The sequence below is a fragment of the Streptomyces sp. NPDC005485 genome (assembly GCF_040606085.1).
Classification (GTDB): Bacteria; Actinomycetota; Actinomycetes; order Streptomycetales; family Streptomycetaceae; genus Streptomyces.
On sequence record NZ_JBEXDZ010000187.1, the window covers coordinates 1 to 16,904 of the forward strand.

Sequence of the window (16,904 nt, forward strand, 5' to 3'; positions counted from 1 at the left end):
GACGCCCTTCCCGGCCGCGTCGGCGTTCAGGAGGCTTCGCGCCTGGGCAGGCGCCAGTTCGCCCGCGGGAAGTGGCAGGTGTAGCCGTCCGGGTAGCGCTGGAGATAGTCCTGGTGCTCCGGCTCGGCCTCCCAGAACGGGCCGGCCGGCACCACCTCGGTCACCACCGGTCCCGGCCACAGCCCGGACGCGTCGACGTCGGCAATGGTGTCCTGCGCGACGCGACGCTGCTCGTCGTCGAAGTAGAAGATGGCGGAGCGGTAACTGAGGCCGATGTCGTTGCCCTGGCGGTCCCTCGTGCTCGGGTCGTGAATCTGGAAGAAGTACTCCAGGATCGTGCGGTAGTCGGTGACCCCGGGATCGAAGGTGATCTCGATCGACTCCGCGTGCTTTCCGTGGTCGCGATAGGTGGCATGGGGCTTGCCGTCGTCGCCGCTGTAGCCCACCCGGGTGCCCCTCACGCCGGGCAGTGCCCGGATCAGCTCCTGCATGCCCCAGAAGCAGCCACCTGCCAGTAGTGCCTTCTCCTCGGCGTCACTCATGGCACCTCACCTTTCTGTCCGCGTCAGTCCGCGCAGGTTCCAGGCTCGCACGCCGCGAACCCGTTCCTCGCGTCACCATCTTGACAGGTGACAAATCGCATGACAAATTCATCACCAGTCAGGGCGGTGACGCACGTCGGCAGTGCCGGCCCCGCCCCATATACCGAGAAACATGTCTGAGAGGGGTTTGTCGTGGTGAGTATCAAGGGTGGACGCAAGCGGCTGGCGACTGGGGCGGTAGCGACGGCCACAGCGGGTCTCGCGCTCGGCGCCTTCGCCCTGAGCGGCACCGCCAACGGCGCGACCGAGGCCACAGATGCCACCCACGCCGGCCGGCACACCAAGCCGACCATCGTCCTGGAACACGGCGCCTTCGCCGACGGCTCCAGCTGGAACGGCGTCGTCGCGGACCTGCGCGCCGACGGTTACCCGGTCGTCGCCGCTGCCAACCCGCTGCGTGGCCCGGCCTCCGACGCCGCCGCCCTGCGCACGCTCCTCGACCACGTCAAGGGCCCGAAGATCCTCGTCGGACACTCCTACGGCGGCAGCGTCATCAGCCAGGCCGCCGCCAATGACCCCGAGGTCAAAGCCCTGGTCTACGTCGCCGCTTTCCTGCCCGCCCCCGGTGAGAGCGCCCTGGAGCTCACCACCAAGTACCCGGGCTCCACCCTCCCCGACGCCCTCGACCCGGTCACCTACCAGCAGGCCGACGGCTCCACCGCCACCGATCTCTACATCCAGCAGGACAAGTTCCCTCACCAGTTCGCCGCCGACGTGCCCGCCCAGCAGGCCGCCCTGATGGCCGCCGAGCAGCGCCCCATCGCCCAGGCCGCCCTGGAGGAGAAGGCCACCAGCGCAGCCTGGAAGACCAAGCCCAGCTGGGACATCGTCACCACGCGCGACCTCAACATCCCAGCCACCGTCCAGCGCTTCATGGCCAAGCGCGCCCACGCGCACACCACTGAGGTCGCCGCTTCCCACTCGGTCGCCGTCTCCCACCCCTACCTGGTGGCCGACGTGATCGAGCGGGCCGCCCGCGCCACCGTCCGCTGACACTCCTCCGAGGGCGGCGGGGCTCCAGGCCCGCCGCCCTCAAGCGACGCCACGAACATCACCGGCACACCTCGCGCGTGTGCGGCCCACAGGAGAACGAACGCCATGACCTCGCACTCCGACCCCCGTGCCCTCGGTGCTTTCCTCAGGGCTCGCCGGGCGCAGCTGACACCGGATGAGTGCGGCCTGCCCGGGACGGACTCCGCACGCAGGGTCAAGGGGCTGCGCCGCGAGGAGGTCGCCCAGCTCGCCACGATCAGCGTGGACTATTACACCCGCCTCGAACAGGGCCGCGTCCGCGCCTCGGCCCCCGTCCTGGCCACCCTGGCCCGCGCTCTGCACCTCGACGACGACCAGCAGAAGTACCTCTACGAGCTTGCCGGCCGAACCAACGCACGCCCGCACCGCCGCCGACCGTCCCAGCGCCTGCGCCCCGCCATGCGCCGCCTCCTGGACCAGCTCTCCCACACACCCGCCCTGGTCCTCGGCAAACGCCTGGACATCCTCGCCTGGAACCCCGCCGCCATCGCGCTGTACACCGACTTCGCCGCCATCCCGGCCGACCGGCGCAACTACCTGCGTCTGATGTTCACCGACCCCGCGATCCGGGCGATGCACCAGGAATGGCAACACGACGCCCGGGACGCCGTCGCCGCCTTGCGAATGGAAGCCGCAGCCGACCCCGACGACGCGGACCTCGCCCGCCTCGTCGGCGAACTGACCGTCCAGGACGCCGACTTCCGCACCTGGTGGGCCGAACACCGCGTCAACAGCGCAACCTACGGCACCAAGCACTACCGCCATCCCCTGGTCGGCGAACTCACCCTCGACTGCGACACCTGGGCCGCCTCCGACTCCTCCGGACAACGCCTGATGATCCTGACCGCCGAAACCGACAGCCCCTCCCACGACGCCCTGCGCATCCTCACCTCCTGGACCGCGCAGCCTGCGGAACCGAACCCTGCGAGGGACAGAGATCCCCAGATGCCCGGTCAGTAGGGTTCTTCGCCGGGGAAGAAAGGGAAGCCGCAGGCACTGCAACCCCTCACCGTTCGGGAAGAGGAAGTTGACCATGTTCCGCTCCGCCGCCCATGGCGCCAGCCCTTCCACGACCCGCGCCAGGCCGGTCCGGAGCGTCTCCGCCTGGTCCGGAGCGCCCACCGCGAAGCCGAGGACGACGTAAGGAAGACCTCGGCTGGCCACCGAGTTGGGGAACGCCGGTGCACCGTCGAAGGCACGCCGAGCGCTCGGATCCCGACGTTCGCCAGGGTGCATCCCGACTCCGCGCCGACCGCGGCCAGGCCGGGAACCGTGGTGCTGACCGCTCAGCGACGGCTGACCCGCTGCGCCGGTGCACCGGCGGCTGCCGACCGATCAGGCTCATCGTGGGTACGGCATTATTGGCCTTACCTGTCGCCTGGTTATAGCGCTTCTTTGAGGGACATCCACGTCGTTGCGACGTTAGATGTCTCAAGCTTCACATCCGCCACTAGACTCGGTGCGGTGAGAGCCGACGCAGTGCGCAACCTGGAAGCCGTCCTGACCACCGGAGCGCGCATGCTCGCCGCCGACCCCGGCACGAGCATCGCGAGCATCGCCGCCGAGGCAGGCGTGGACCGGCGCACCGTCTACCGCCGCTTCGCCTCCCGCGAAGACCTCCTCGCGGCCATCTACGAAGCCCGCCTCACCGCCATCGAGCACGCCATCGAAGACGCACGCCTGCGCGAAGCGCCCGTCGCCGTCGCCCTGCACCGCTACGTCGAGAACATCATCACCGTCAACCGCACCTGGCCCGTCGACCTCACGCGCATGCTCGCCGACGACAGCGTCCACGCACGGCGGGACGCCTCTGTCACCGAGGTCGAGGCCTTCCTGCGGCGCGCCACCCACGAAGGCCTTCTGCGTCCCGGTCTCCCGGAGGGCTGGGCGAGCGCGCTGCTGCCCCAGCTCATGCACCTCGTGTCCCGGCAGCTGCCCGACCTGGGCCCCGGGCGGGCGGCGGACGTCGTCGTGGACACCCTGCTCAACGGCCTCGGGGCGCCCTGACACGCTGCTGAGGCTGAGTGAGCGTGCCGCGCGCCAGGCCCTTGGTGAGGCGGATCCTCAGCTCTTCAACCGGTGCGGATGCGCGGGATACACACCCAGGATGCGGACCTCGGTGGAGAAGAAGCGCAGTTCATGCAGGGCAAGGGCGACGCCCTCGTCGTCGGGGTGTCCCTCGATCTCGACGTAGAACCGGCTGGCGTTGAGACCGGCGCCGATCTGATAGCTCTCGATCTTGGTGAGGTTCACGCCGCTGCCGGCGAACCCGCCCAGAGCCTTGTACAGCGCGCTGGGGATGTTGCGGACGCTGAAGAACAGGCTCGTCATCGTCGGCTCCCCGGTGTACGGAGCCACGGCGGCGTCCCGGGAGAGGACGACGAACCGTGTGGTGTTGTCCGGGTCGTCCTCGACCTCGGCCCGCAGCACGTCAAGTCCGTACAGTGCGGCCGCGGCGGGCGGGGCGAGCGCCGCGTGCCGTGGGTCGCCCAGTTCGGCCACCTCGCGCGCCGCTCCTGCGGTGTCGTCGCTGACGAGGGTGCGCCAGCCGCCCTCCCGCAGCAGCTTGCGGCACTGTCCCAGTGCGTGCACGTGACTGCGTACGCACTCCACCTGGTCCAGGCTCGAGCCGGGCACCCCCATCAGGTCGAAGCGGATGGCGTGGAAGTACTCGGCGACGATGAACAGCCCCGACTCCGGCAGCAGGTGGTGCACGTCGGCGACGCGTCCGGCCGCGGAGTTGTCGACCGGGATCACGGCGACGTCGGCGGCGCCGAGCGTCACGGCGTCCAGCGCCTGTTCGAAGTTCGTGCAGGCCAACTCGCCGCCCTCGGGGAAGAGGGCACGCGCGACCGTCGCCGAGTTGGATCCGGGTTCACCCTGATATGCGGCGGTTGTCACCGTGTTCAGCCTTCCTGGAGGGAGGTCCTGTCGCGTGGCAGCAGAAGCTCCGTCGCCTACCGCACCTGCTCAAGTATCGGTGAACAGGCCTCGATCAAGTTCACCGAGGGTGCCGGCCTGTGCTTTTGCCGGAGGCCGGGGCGGGTTGGTACGCCTCGTAGGCACCGCGACGGCAGAATGCGGCAGTCGTACGGCACCGGCTGGCGGAGTTGGGCCGCACCACCGCGCCCGTCCTGGCGGAGGCCGAGACCGGGCGGGGCCTCCGAAAGGTACGTGATACCGGGAATCGCTGCGCAGCGTCCTCGCACGTCCGGCCGCTCCGAAGACCTCCGCCGAGCATGTCACCGCTCCGGTTCGCCCGTTGGACCGGGCCGCCCAACCAGGTACCGCTGATCCCTGGACAAGGCGTGCGGCGGGACAGAGGCTCGTCGTCATGAACCACACATCGAACCTGCTCGCCGGCAAGGTCGCCTTTGTCACCGGTGCCGGACGGGGCATCGGCGCCGCCGCGGCCCGGCTGTTCGCCCGGGAAGGCGCCAGCCTCCTCCTCGCGTCCCGCACGGAGAGCGAACTCAAGGCGGTCACCGAGGAGATCCGCACGGCCGGCGGCACCGCGGACTACGTGACCTGCGATCTGGCCGACCCGCAGAGCATTCACGCCGCCGTCGACCGGGCCGTCACGCTGTACGGCCGTCTCGACCTCGCCTTCAACAACGGTGCCACGGGGCAGCCGCCCGGGCCGATGGATCAGCTGTCGGAGGCCGATTTCGACCAGGTCTGCGCTGTCAACCTCAAGGGCCCGTGGCTGGCCATGAAGGCCGAGATCGCCGCGATCCGCGCCACCTCGGGCACGGGCGCGATCGTCAACAACTCCAGCGTCGGCAGCCTCGTGCCCAACCCCGCGCTGCCCGCATACGGCGCCACGAAGGCGGCGCTCAACCACATCACCGCCTCGGCCGCCGCCGCGTACGGACCGGAAGGCATCCGCGTCAACGCGATCGCCCCCGGAACGACGCTTACCGAGATGATCTACGAGTGGGACGAGCGGTCGCCCGGCATCATCGACCAGCTCAACGCCCGGACCGCGCTGCGTCGCGCCGCCGAACCCGACGAGATCGCCGAGGCGGCGGCCTGGCTCCTGAGCGACCGCGCCTCCTACGTCACCGGCGCCGTGCTCCGGGTCGACGGCGGCAGGCTCGCCTGAACCGTCACCAGATCGGAAAGCCGGGGTGTGCGAGCAGCCGCTCGTGCACCACCGGCGCCTTTGGGTGGTGAGTCGGGAACGTGGGCCGCCGAAACATGTCAACATGCCACACCCGAAGGAACACACGCGGCCACGCAACAAGAACCTTTTCGGCCATACCCGGTGACGAAACGCGACGGCGCCATCTAGTCTGCTGCATGAGGTGTGAGTGACACGTCACTCGGCTCGTGCTGTCGTACACGCAACCGCTCGACATGTGTCCGCCGTGGGCAACGTATCCTCACCATTGCGCCTGACGTGATCCGTACGCACGGACCCGAGAGCGTTCGGGGCGGGCCGGTTCAGCGGTGAAGGGAGTGGGGGGCGGTGGAGTCGATCGGCGGGGCCATGGTCGGCCGTGAAAGCGAGCAGGAGGTGCTGTCGGCGTTCGTGGCGGCCTCCGGAGGGCGGGCCCTCGTCCTGCGCGGTGACGCGGGTGTGGGCAAGAGCGCACTGCTCGACCACGTCGTCGAACACGCGACGGCCGAGCAGCACAAGGTGATCAGGGCAGCAGGAGTCGAGGCCGAGTCGGAGCTGCCGTTCGCCGGTCTGCATCAGTTCCTGTATCCGCTGCTCACCTACATCGACCGACTGGACGATCCGCACCGAGGGGTGTTCGACGTCGTCTTCGGCAGGGGCGAGGGCACAGCCCCCTCAGTCATGACGCTCGGGATCGCCGTTCTCGACCTGCTCTCCCTCGCGGCGTCGCAGCAACCTCTCCTGCTGGTGCTCGACGACGGCCAGTGGCTCGACACCTCCAGCACCGCGGTGTGCGGTTTCGTGGGGCGCCGACTGACCGGCAGCTCGGTGAAGCTCCTCGTCGGGCTGCGCTCCGAGGTGCCCTCGGGCTTCGACACGGCCGCGCTGCCGGAGCTGCCCGTGACCACGCTGCCGGAGAAGGTCTCCGAACAACTCCTGGACATGCACCACCCCGGCCTCGATCCGCAGATCCGCCGTCTGGTTCTGGACGAGGCCCAGGGCAACCCGTTGGCCCTGCTGGAACTGCCGCCCTATGTGCGCAGCGGCCGGGCAAGACGCAATCCCGAGGAACTGTTCGGGTACACCGGCATCCCGCTGCCCCTGCGCCTGCAGCACGTGTACGGCGCGCGCTTCCAGGCCCTCGGCGACACCGTGCGCGCTGAGCTGCTGCGCGGCGCACTGGACGGCGTCGGAGCGGGTACGGCGGCCGACCGCACCCGGGGCACGCGCTACAGGATTCGTGACGCCGACGAGGCCGCGGCCTGCGGTCTGCTGGACATCGATCCACTCAGCGGGGACTTCGTCTTCCGGCACCCGCTCGTGCGTTCCACCGTGGTGCAGACGGCCACACCCAACGAGCGGCGCGCGGCTCACGCGGCCCTCGCCCATGTCCACCGCGACGACGTCGAGCGGCGGGCCACGCATCTCTCGGCCTCGACGGTCGACCCCGATGAGCAGGTCGCGGCCGCATTGGAGGCGGCCGCGGTCTCCGCCACCCGACGCGGCGGCGCGGTGGCCGCCATGGCCTGGCTGACGCGTGCCGCGGAACTCAGCGAGAGCCGAGAGGAACGGTCAAGGCTGCTGGGCAGCGCTGCATACGTCGCCGGGCACGCCGGCCAGCTGGACCAGGCACGGCAACTGCTCCGCTCGAACTCCGGGGCCGGCAACGACGATTCCCCGGCCTCGGTGGTCGCGTCGGGTTATGTCGCGTTCTTCGAGGACGGGGACGTGCGGTCGTCACAGCGCCAGGTCTTCGCGGCGATCGAGAGCATGCGCGACGGCGGGGTGCGGGAGCCGAACGAGGTACTCACGCGCCTGATCGACCTGCTGCTGGCCATGAACCAGTACGCGAGCGACGAGGACGCGTGGGAGCGGACCCACGAACTCCTCGACTCGCTGGGCGACTTGGTCTCCTCGCATTCGCGCGTCTACCAGGACGCCTGGGGCGACGTGGTGCGTCGCGGCGCCGGCGTACGAGAGCGGGTGGAACACTCCTTCGCCGCTCTCCCCCGCCTGGAGCCGTGGGATGTCACCCGGCTGTGCGTCGCCGCCTACCACGTGGACACACTCAGCCAGTACCGGCCGTATCTGCAGCGCACCGTGGAGCGCGAGGTGGAGACGGGGGCCCTGGCGGACGCCATGACCATGCTGCACCTGATCATGCTGGACCAGATCGGCGTCGGCGAGTGGGCCGAGGCCGAGCGCACCGGACAGCGCTGCCTGGAGCTGACGACAACGCACGGGCACACGCTGTTCGTTCTTCACACCCAGGCGTATCTGGGTCTGGTGGCCGCCATGCGAGGTCAGGTCGACCTGGCCCGGGACATGCAGGCCACCGTCGACGCCTGGGCCCGCCCGCGCGGCGTCGGCTTCCTCACCCAGATCACCGACGCCATCGGCACCACCGCCGCCCTCACCGAAGGCGACTACGAAGCCGCCTACCTCCACGCCATCGGCATCACATCCCCGGGCACGTTCACTCCCTACGCCCATCAAGCCCCCCGCACGCTCCTCGACCTCGTGGAAGCAGCCCTCCACACCGGCCGCACCGAACAAGCCCGCACGCACGCCCTCGCGGCCCGAAACGCAGGCCTCCCCGACATCTCCCCTCGCCTCGCCCTCATCACCTACGGCGCCCTCGCCATGACCACCACCGACCCCACCCAGGCCGACACACTCTTCCGCCACGCCCAAACCCACCCCGCCGCCCCGCACTTCCCCTACGAACACGCCCGCATCCAACTCGCCCACGGCATCCGCCAACGCCACAGCCAAGGCCCCAAAGCCGCACGACACCCGCTCACCCTCGCCGCGGAGACCTTCGAACGGCTGGGCGCACAGACCTGGGCCGACCGCGCCCGGACCGAGCTTCGTGCCGCAGGTGCGTCCACCTTCACCTCGTCGGCGCATCTGGCCGCACTGACCTGGCAGGAACGCCGCATCGCCGACTTCGCCGCCGGCGGCCTCACCAACAAGCAGATCGGCGAACGCATGCATCTGTCACCCCGCACGGTCAGCTCACACCTCTACCGCGTCTTCCCCAAACTCGGCATCACCTCACGCGCCGCCCTCCGCGACGCCCTGGGCAAGCTCCCTGACGACCAGAACATGTGACCGCGGCACGCCGATCCCCTACGCGGGGTAGGCGCGGAGGCCGCGTTCCTCCAGCCAGCCGAGCACGTAGTCGGCGACAAATTTCCACCCGCTGTCGATGACCAGGGAGTGCGCACGATCCGCGAACTGCTTGAGATCCGTCACGGCAGTCGAGTCGCCGTACTGTTTGTACGCCGCGCGCGTGACGGCGTCGGGCACCAGCAGGTCCTCCTGCCCGGAGACCAGCAGGAGCGGGCCGCGGTCCGCGTTGCCGACATCCACCACGGTACGCGGGCTGCGTACCGCGCCTGTGTGCCCGAGGTCGGCGATCAGACGGCGGGGCGTCGGCACCGCATAGCGTTCGAAGAGCCGGTCGGACTCCGCCGCCGCAGCGGTGTTCGCGAAGGCATGGTGGAACTGCTCCGGAGACAGGGACACCAACTCTTGGGAGCCCACGGCCCGGCCCGGAGCCCACAACCGGCCCGGGGGCTCGGGCAGTTGGATGTCGTTGATCGGAGCGGATGCGATGGCCACCGCGGCCCGGCCGATGTTGGCGCCGATGAGGTGCTGCGCGATGAGGCCACCGACCGAGTGACCGACGATCACCGGCGCCGTTTCGAATGAACGCACAATTCCTGCGTAGTGGTCTGTCAGCACGTCCAGGCCCATGCCAGCGAGTCTCTCGGAGGACGTGCGCATCTCCCGGACGGCGGCCGGCTCCCCCGGCCATCCGGGCATGCGGGCGAGAAACCCCCGGCCGGCAAAGCGCTCCGCCCATGACTCCCAGGACAGCGCGTGCAGCCAGGTGCCATGGATGAAGACGACGGGAGTGCGGTTCACGGCTGGCCCCTCCGAGCATGACGATCACCCGGCTCCGGCATGCGGGCGACGGTTTCAGGATCGTTCAGGCACAGGTCAAGGGCGACAGTCGAATGACTTAATGTTGGCCATCCGCGAGGGCGGCAGGGGCCGAGCGCCCCGGGAAGAGCCGTCCTGAAAAGGACCGGGAAAGGGTGCCTGGGAGGCGCCCCCACAAGGGCCGGTGCCCGTCTGGCGGACGTTCGTCACCACGACTCACCGTCGAAGTCGATGAGGTTGGGCCCACTTGGCGCGGGACGTCCGTCCTGAACTGGCCCTGACATCGAGCGTGTGCTGGACGTCGCCGTCAGACAGACCATCAGGGCGGAGTTCCGGTTCGACCCGGCGGCACCCCTGGTTGTGTCGGTGGAGCTTCTCGTCGAGGGCGGCCCGCGAGCTGCCCAAGCCGCCGCTGGAGGGGTGGCTGGAGCACACCTACGAACGCGTTCTCGCCGGTCGGGAGTTCGCCGAGATCGACTGGGAGGCCGCCACCACGGATCTGCTCCAGGCCCCTGAGGAACGGTCGCCGAGCGCCGACAGCGCAGTGCCCGCCAAGCGGAATCTCCAGCAGCGCGCGACATACAGGGGCGGGATCATCGGACCCGGTGACCGGCCGCCCACGTGCCCCCCGTGGGCGGGCGCCCTCCGGCAGCACTTCCCGACCGTGCGTCGCCGTCGAGTCGGTTGTCCTGCCCCATCCGTGAACCTTCCACGGCTCCCGCTCCGTTGACCCAGTGAGGAACTCCTGCGGTCAGGGTTTTGATTGGCTGACCTGGCCGCAGGACGGGGCGGCCGTCCTCATGCTCTTCCCTCCGGAGGTGAGGGCGGCCACTCCACCCACCAGAGCCGACCGCAGCGCGGGCGCTTCTGCATGCACTCGCAAGCCACCGGGCTGACAACAGGTGTGAGTATTCACACCAGCTTCACGATTGCACCATCTGCTCCAGCCCGGCAGAGTGATCCAACTGCCGGGCCCCGCAGGCGAGATGGCTGCGGCGGTCGCGGCAGGAGCCTACGGTCCAACCGGAAGGAAGACGTGTGAGCCCGATTTCGGTCCGGGGATTGGCGGTGGCCTCCGCCACCGCGGTCACCGCTGTCGGAAGCGTCGTCGGCATTGCCCCGGGCAGCGCCGCGCAGAACGACGACGCCGAGGCGACGCCGGCCGACGCCACACTCCTCGCGGACATACCGACGGGTCACCAAGCCCAGGTGCAGACCGCCTCCCTGACGCAACAGGCCGATGTCCAGGCCATCGCCGCCGACGCGAACGCCAGGAAGAACGCCGAGGAATCAGCCCGCAAGACCGCTGCGAAGTCGGCGTCCGAAAAGAAGGAAGCCGCCCAGCAGGCGGCGAAGGAAGCCAAGGAGCGTGCCGAAGCCAAGACGGCGGCCTCCCGGGACGCCTCCGGCTTCCCTGTCCAGAGCTCCTACACCGTCGCGCAGATCAAGGCGATGGCGGCGCAGATGGTGCCGAGCGGCCAGCTCCAGTGTTTCAGCAACATCGTGAACCACGAGTCCAGCTGGAACTACCGGGCGGTCAACGCCTCCACCGGCGCCTACGGCCTCGTCCAGTCCCTGCCCGGCTCCAAGATGTCCTCCGCCGGCGCCGACTGGCGGACCAACCCGGCCACCCAGATCAAGTGGGGCCTCAGCTACATGAACAGCACCTACGACAGCCCTTGCGGCGCCTGGTCGTTCTGGCTGGCCAACCACTGGTACTGAGACCCGGCCCGAACCACCACACGTACCTTGGCACCACACATGGTTTCGGCTGTTCACGTCATGGCCTGGTCGCCCCGGTCACCAGGTAGGTGATGCGGTTAGGGTCGACGGAAGACAGGTGTCGCGGCCGGGAGGGCAAGGCATGAGCGGGATACCGGGAGACACCGGGCCGGCGGAGGACGCGGCACTGACACGGGCCGCGCAGGCGGGCGACATATCGGCGCTCGCCCAGCTCCTGGAGCGGCACCGGCCCGGAATGCGTGCCGTGGCGCTCAGCGTGCTGGGGCCGGGCCCCGACGTGGACGACGTCATGCAGGAAGCGGCGCTGGTGGCGCTGCGCCGGATCGTGGACGTACGCGATCCGGAAGCCGTGGGGCCATGGCTGCGCATGGTCGTACGCAACAGCTGCCGGACACTGCTGCGCGCGGCACAACGTGTCGAGCCCAAGGAGTCGGTGCCACTGCCGTCGGACGGCGGCACGCCCGAGCAGATCCTGCAGACCCATGCACTGCGGGACTGGATCTGGGAGGCCGTCGAGGCGTTGTCCCCGACCCTGCGCCTGCCGATCGTCCTGCGCTACTTCTCCACCGGGATCACCTCGTACCAGCAGATAGCCGAAGCCTGCTCGGTTCCCGTCAGCACCGTGCGTAGTCGGCTGAGCCAGGCGCGCAGCGCCCTCGCGCATACCCTCACCGCCACCGCGGCAACGGCGCACGAGGACGTGATACGCCGTACCGAAGCCAGTTGGCAGGAGGTGCGCGAGACCCTCGCGGCCGCCGAGCGCGGCGAGTTCGACAAGGTGGTCAGGGACCGCTACTCCGCTGACGTCTCGCTGCTGACCGGAGGCCGTCGGCTGGGCGGAGCGGACCTCCTGCTGGCGGGGATGGACTGGGATCTTACGGCGGGAGTGCGCCAGCGCCCCTTGCACGTGGTGGCCGGCCGGTCCCTGGTCATCTGGGAGATGGAGTTGGTCAACCCGCCCGACGACCCGGACCACTGCCCGCCCGGTGTCGCCTGGATCATGTCGCTGGACGGCGGGCGTTTCAACCGGGTCTCCCTCCACCACGCATCGCGCCCTGAGTCCGTGCCGGCTCCAGTCGCGGCCTGAGGCCTGGCTCGGGCACATCGCCCCGGCGACATGACCCAGATCACATCCCGGCGATAAAACTTCTCGGATTCCGGAGCGTCTTGTCGGTGTCACTGACACCTGCGGACCTTTCGGAGACCCTGATGAACACGTCCACCGCACACACCGACCCCCTCTCCCCCGGCACCCACTCCCATCAGAGGGGCGGAATCGTTCAGCGGTACCACGTCCACGGCAGCGGCCCGGTGTGCGTGGCGCACTCGGGCGGTCCCGGCATCTTCTGGGACTACCTGCGCATGCCCGCCCTCGAAGAACACCTGACGATGGTCTACGTCGAACCGGTCGGCACCGCCGAGGACAGCCGTCTCCCCTCGCACCCCCATGGCTACACCCGGGAGAGGTACAGCCGCTTTCTGCAAGTACTGATCAACCAGCTCGGCGTGTCCGAGGTGCACCTCCTGGGGCATTCGCACGGCGCGTTCGTGGCCGCCCACCACGCCCTGCACCGTCCCGAGCAGGTGGCGGGTGTCGTGCTGTACGAAGGCGCGCCCGTCACCGGTCCCGAACACGGCGAGGAGGCGGGCCGCCTGGTGGAGGCCTTCGCCGCGAAGCACGCCGGCCACCCCGGACTCGCCGATGTCCTGGCCGCCTTCGGCGCGATGTCCGCCATCTCCGGCGACGAGCAGACCGTGGCGGTCGCCCGCGGTGTACTGCCGTCGTACTTCGCCGACTACTGGGGCAACGAGGAGCGACTCGCCCCGATCCGGAACGCGATCCGGGCGACGTACATCTCGGGCCTGGACGAAAACCTCGTACCTGATGTCATCGACGATCGCGCCGCCCTGAAGGGGCTGGCGGTACCGGCTCTGGTCGTCGTGGGCCGGCACGACGTGATCTGCGGGCCACGCTGGGCGCTCGAACTCGACGAGCTGATCCCCGACTCGCAGCTGCTGGTCCTGGAGAACAGCGGCCACATGGGGCACATCGAGGAGCCCGAGCTGTTCGCCGGCGCGGTCCGTGACTTCGTCCTGCGGACCAGCGCCGCGCAGAAGGGCGCCCTGTAGCCGGCCGGAGGCGCCTCACGACGTGCGTCGGCCCTCTTCGCCGACGCACGTCACCCTCAGGACCGCCGGCCCGCAGCCAAGGTGAGCCAGAGATCCCCTCCTTGAGGAGAAGGGGATTCAAAGCACGAAACCCACCCCACAACATGTGGGATGGGTTTCGTTTCGAGCGCCGGGCAGGCCTTGCACCTGCATCTTCCCGCAGGAAGCGGGACATCTTTCCTTAGACGACCAACGCAGCACCAGACGCCGTGAGTTCCGGCGACCAGCTCAAGATCAAGCATAGCGCACTCCCCGCACGCACCTGGAACACCCCAGCGGCGCCCACGTTTCAGTGATCGTGCAGGCTGATGGCATGGCCAGCCGCGTAGAGAAGTATCTTGCCCATCTTGATCGCCTTTCCGGGGGCAGGGAGCCGCGGTTCTTCCCCGTCGAGTCGACCAAACAGGGTCTGCGTGGCGTGACGGAGATCGTGTACGACGACCTGCCGGACGGGCTTCTCACGGCGCTTACCTACGGCTTGTCACTGGCTGAGCACCCGGACTGGCAGCACGGCTCGCCGGAACTCTGTCTCAGCGTGAGTTCGACCAACGTCATCTGGGCCCATGCGGTGGGCCACCTTGCCGAGCAGCTCCGTGGCACCTGCCCCTTCGGCTACGGCAGCACCATCAACTTCGGCGAACGCATCGTTGCGGAGTCGGAGATGAAGGCGTTCTGCGTTTTCGCGCCGCTCGTCCTCGACAGAAAGGACTGCCTCGGCATCGACGTCGGTGTTCCGGGACACGACGGGCACGACTCGATCAATATCCAGGGGATCTACCCCATCCATGAGGTGGAGCGGCAGTTCATCAACGAGCGTGGGCTTGAAGCCTTTTGGAAGAGCGACTGGGAGCCCACTGACGTGTTGCGCCGCCCCGCAGTCTGACCTGACGAGCACGGCTGCCCTGGTGCCCATCGGTAGCCTTTGTCCTCATGACGCGTGCTTGGATCTTGCCGGTGCTGTTGATGCTCTCCGGCTCTGTCGTTGCGACTGGGCTGACATTCAGCGGAGCCCCCGGTACAGCCGCCGTATCCCTGCTGGTGTTTGCGCTGCTCGCGGGCGTGAACTCGCCTCTGGTCTTCCCGAAGTCGATCGGTGCGCTGGAGGCACAACGCCGTAGCGCGGTCGACGGCAAACCGGTCGTGTTCTGGCGGCCGGGCTGCACGTACTGCCTTCGCCTGCGCATCCGATTGGGGCGTAGCGTCAGCCAGTTGCACTGGGTCGACATCTGGCGCGACCCGGCTGGAGCGGCAGCAGTGAGGGCGGCCAACGACGGTGATGAGACCGTGCCGACGGTAGTTGTGGCCGGCGATCCGCACACCAACCCCGATCCTGTGTGGGTGCGCAAGCAGCTCTCCCGCATCACGTGATCGGGTGTGGTGGTCCGTCGTACGCGGCGGACGGAACGCTGAGGAACCAGGTCAGAAGATGCGGGCGCGTGTGTGCTGCGTGAGGTTGGCGAGGGTGTCGCGCAGCCATGGGCTGCGGACGGCGGGCAGCCGGGCGAGGGTGTGCTGGAAGGTCCTTGGGTCGGCTTGGAACAGCCGAAGGGGGCTCGGTGCGGGCGGGTCATCGCGCAGGACGCCGTCGGGCATGGTGCCGGATGCGGGGATGGGCAAGTGCGGTGTGGGGAAGGCCAGCCACAGCCATACCCCGAAGGGCAGCGGCACCAAGTACGCCGAGGCGGCCGGGCCGGGCGGGGCCCAGACTTTCCCCGTCTGCGGATGGGTTGGCACGAGGAGGATGTCGGCGTGCGTGTCGGGGGCGGGGCGTTCCGGGCCGGCCAGGACGGCGCGCCGCGCCGTTGGACCCGCGGGCAGCAGGGTGTCGAGGGCGCGTTGGAACACATCCTCGGTCAGGCCGTCCCGGACGGTCACCGGCCCGCCTTGCGAGGCCGCCAGCAGGTGGGCGAGAGCGTGACCGGCCGCCGCCTCCCACTGGGGGCTCCATGACCAGAAGTGGCCCGTCCCCAGCAGGCCGCCCCATGTTGCGATCGGCTCGAACGGCGGCGTGCTCTTCCCCGTGGCCGTCACTTCTGTCCACGAAAGCGGTGTGGCCGCGGCGTCGTCGACTGGCAGGCGGTGCACGGCGTTGGGGGCGAGCCACACCGCCTGCCAGAGCGAGCAGTCGTCGATCCTGCTCGCCACGGGCAGGCCGCACGCCTCGCAGGCCAGGTTGGGGCCGTCGGCCCCGTCGAGGCCGCAGCAGTAGCCGCCGCACTTGTCCGGGATGAGTCGGGTGCCGCGGGTGTCTCCGGGGGCGACGACGATCGCGCCGGGCTCGCCGTCGGACAGGGCGTAGAGCGGCGCGTAGATGCCGCGGGCCGCCGCCTCGTCGGGATCGACCTTCTCCCACGTCCGCCAGGGCGGCCCCCAGGGCTCCGGCTCCACCGCGAACGTGCCCGGCTCCATGAGCACCGGGAGCTGAATCCCGTTCCCGTACTTCTGATGGGCGTGGACCGGCAGGGCGACCTGGGACAGCGGGGTGGTCAGCTCGGTGTCGCACCCGGCACACACGAAGACGAACAAATGTCCTCCGCTGGGGAAAGGGACATCGTTGCAGTTCGCCGGCGCCCGACCAACATGTTTTCTCTCCGTCGCGAGGCGCCACCATGGCATGGAGCATCAGTTTCAGTGCGAAGACCGGTGCAGGAGCTCCAGCGCGAGCCGTGCAGGCCGTCACCTACGCCGCCAGTGAGCGGCTCACTCCGGATGCGCCACTGCTTCCTTCTGCAGTTGCACCGCTGCCAGCAGGCTCAGCTTCGGCTCCGCCTGTCGTAGTGCCTTCACCGCCGCGATGGAGGCGATGTCTCCGTTGAAACCGGTGGCGGCCAGTCGCGAGTGGACCCAGCGGGCGCGCAGTTGGGTTTCGGTGGCGGCGGCGGTGGACTCGGCGACTGCGACGGCGCGTTCCAGGCCTGGGCGCTCCTCGGGCGACGCCTCGGCGAGTGCCTGACGCAGGGCGATCGCGACCGTGTCGGTGTCCCGGATGACCAGAACGACGTTGTGCTTCTTGTTCAGTCCTGAAAGAGCTGCCATACGGATCACCGTGACGGTCATGCTCTCTGCCTGGCAAGGGACTTGAGCGTTCTCAGAGGCTCAGCCGGCCGGCCCGGGTCACGGGCTCAGTCGACGCGGACGAGGCGTCCGCCGCCCTGCCCCGGCACCGACGCCCCGGACGGACCGGACGCGACCGGCGGACCGGGCATCCCGGCAGCCGGAGTGGACACCAACAACGAGTGCTGCAACCGATGCAACCGCGCCGACGGCTCCAGCCCCAACTCCTT

15 protein-coding genes are annotated in these 16,904 nt (G+C 69.3%); 10 read left to right on the top strand and 5 right to left on the bottom strand.

The window, feature by feature from the left end; translation table 11 throughout:
- Window positions 1–26 precede the first annotated feature (26 nt).
- A complete protein-coding gene (gene msrA / locus ABZS97_RS38315; RefSeq protein WP_356146004.1) occupies window positions 27–542 on the bottom strand; it encodes a peptide-methionine (S)-S-oxide reductase MsrA in 516 nt (171 codons plus the stop codon).
- A gap of 192 nt (window positions 543–734) precedes the next feature.
- Here msrA and ABZS97_RS38320 point away from each other — a divergent pair, with 192 nt between their 5' ends.
- The 3 genes from ABZS97_RS38320 to ABZS97_RS38330 all read left to right on the top strand — a co-directional run bounded on the left by ABZS97_RS38320 (window position 735) and on the right by ABZS97_RS38330 (window position 3,641).
- Entirely contained in the window at window positions 735–1,595 is an 861-nt protein-coding gene (locus ABZS97_RS38320) for an alpha/beta hydrolase (RefSeq protein ID WP_356146008.1), read from the top strand.
- Window positions 1,596–1,700: 105 nt separating this feature from the next.
- The gene (locus ABZS97_RS38325; protein WP_356146012.1) at window positions 1,701–2,594 is read left to right on the top strand and encodes a helix-turn-helix domain-containing protein; all 894 of its coding nucleotides are present in this window, start codon (window positions 1,701–1,703) and stop codon (window positions 2,592–2,594) included.
- A gap of 558 nt (window positions 2,595–3,152) precedes the next feature.
- The gene (locus ABZS97_RS38330) at window positions 3,153–3,641 is read left to right on the top strand and encodes a TetR/AcrR family transcriptional regulator (RefSeq protein WP_356146049.1); all 489 of its coding nucleotides are present in this window, start codon (window positions 3,153–3,155) and stop codon (window positions 3,639–3,641) included.
- Window positions 3,642–3,698: 57 nt separating this feature from the next.
- Here the strand turns inward: ABZS97_RS38330 and ABZS97_RS38335 are convergent, their stop codons facing one another.
- On the bottom strand, window positions 3,699–4,535 hold the full coding sequence (locus ABZS97_RS38335) for a prephenate dehydratase (RefSeq protein WP_356146015.1): 837 nt from the start codon (window positions 4,533–4,535) through the stop codon (window positions 3,699–3,701).
- A gap of 433 nt (window positions 4,536–4,968) precedes the next feature.
- Between ABZS97_RS38335 and ABZS97_RS38340 the strand changes: the two genes are divergently transcribed.
- Both ABZS97_RS38340 and ABZS97_RS38345 read left to right on the top strand, forming a co-directional pair.
- Window positions 4,969–5,739, top strand: a complete 771-nt coding sequence (locus tag ABZS97_RS38340; protein WP_356146018.1) for a glucose 1-dehydrogenase — start codon at window positions 4,969–4,971, stop codon at window positions 5,737–5,739.
- Between the two features lie 366 nt (window positions 5,740–6,105).
- Complete coding sequence (locus tag ABZS97_RS38345) at window positions 6,106–8,871, top strand: LuxR family transcriptional regulator (protein WP_356146021.1); 2,766 nt, start codon at window positions 6,106–6,108, stop codon at window positions 8,869–8,871.
- Window positions 8,872–8,889: 18 nt separating this feature from the next.
- Here ABZS97_RS38345 and ABZS97_RS38350 read toward each other — a convergent pair whose 3' ends face one another.
- Entirely contained in the window at window positions 8,890–9,690 is an 801-nt protein-coding gene (locus ABZS97_RS38350) for an alpha/beta hydrolase (RefSeq protein WP_356146024.1), read from the bottom strand.
- A 1,056-nt stretch (window positions 9,691–10,746) separates the two neighbouring features.
- Between ABZS97_RS38350 and ABZS97_RS38355 the strand changes: the two genes are divergently transcribed.
- From ABZS97_RS38355 to ABZS97_RS38375, 5 genes are all read left to right on the top strand, one after another.
- Complete coding sequence (locus tag ABZS97_RS38355) at window positions 10,747–11,430, top strand: transglycosylase SLT domain-containing protein (protein ID WP_356146027.1); 684 nt, start codon at window positions 10,747–10,749, stop codon at window positions 11,428–11,430.
- Between the two features lie 142 nt (window positions 11,431–11,572).
- Window positions 11,573–12,538 (top strand): sigma-70 family RNA polymerase sigma factor, encoded by a 966-nt coding sequence (locus ABZS97_RS38360; RefSeq protein WP_356146030.1) that lies wholly within the window; start codon window positions 11,573–11,575, stop codon window positions 12,536–12,538.
- Between the two features lie 122 nt (window positions 12,539–12,660).
- A complete protein-coding gene (locus tag ABZS97_RS38365) occupies window positions 12,661–13,581 on the top strand; it encodes an alpha/beta hydrolase (protein ID WP_356146033.1) in 921 nt (306 codons plus the stop codon).
- Between the two features lie 352 nt (window positions 13,582–13,933).
- Window positions 13,934–14,503 carry a suppressor of fused domain protein gene (locus tag ABZS97_RS38370; RefSeq protein ID WP_356146036.1) on the top strand — a complete coding sequence of 190 codons (570 nt, stop codon included), beginning with the start codon at window positions 13,934–13,936 and terminating at the stop codon, window positions 14,501–14,503.
- Window positions 14,504–14,550: 47 nt separating this feature from the next.
- Window positions 14,551–14,988 carry a glutaredoxin domain-containing protein gene (locus tag ABZS97_RS38375; RefSeq protein WP_356146040.1) on the top strand — a complete coding sequence of 146 codons (438 nt, stop codon included), beginning with the start codon at window positions 14,551–14,553 and terminating at the stop codon, window positions 14,986–14,988.
- Window positions 14,989–15,039: 51 nt separating this feature from the next.
- Here the strand turns inward: ABZS97_RS38375 and ABZS97_RS38380 are convergent, their stop codons facing one another.
- Together ABZS97_RS38380 and ABZS97_RS38385 are read right to left on the bottom strand one after the other, a co-directional pair.
- On the bottom strand, window positions 15,040–16,146 hold the full coding sequence (locus ABZS97_RS38380) for a hypothetical protein (protein WP_356146043.1): 1,107 nt from the start codon (window positions 16,144–16,146) through the stop codon (window positions 15,040–15,042).
- Window positions 16,147–16,320: 174 nt separating this feature from the next.
- Window positions 16,321–16,656: a hypothetical protein gene (locus tag ABZS97_RS38385; protein ID WP_356146046.1), complete on the bottom strand. Its 336-nt coding sequence runs from the start codon at window positions 16,654–16,656 to the stop codon at window positions 16,321–16,323.
- Window positions 16,657–16,904: the final 248 nt, after the last annotated feature.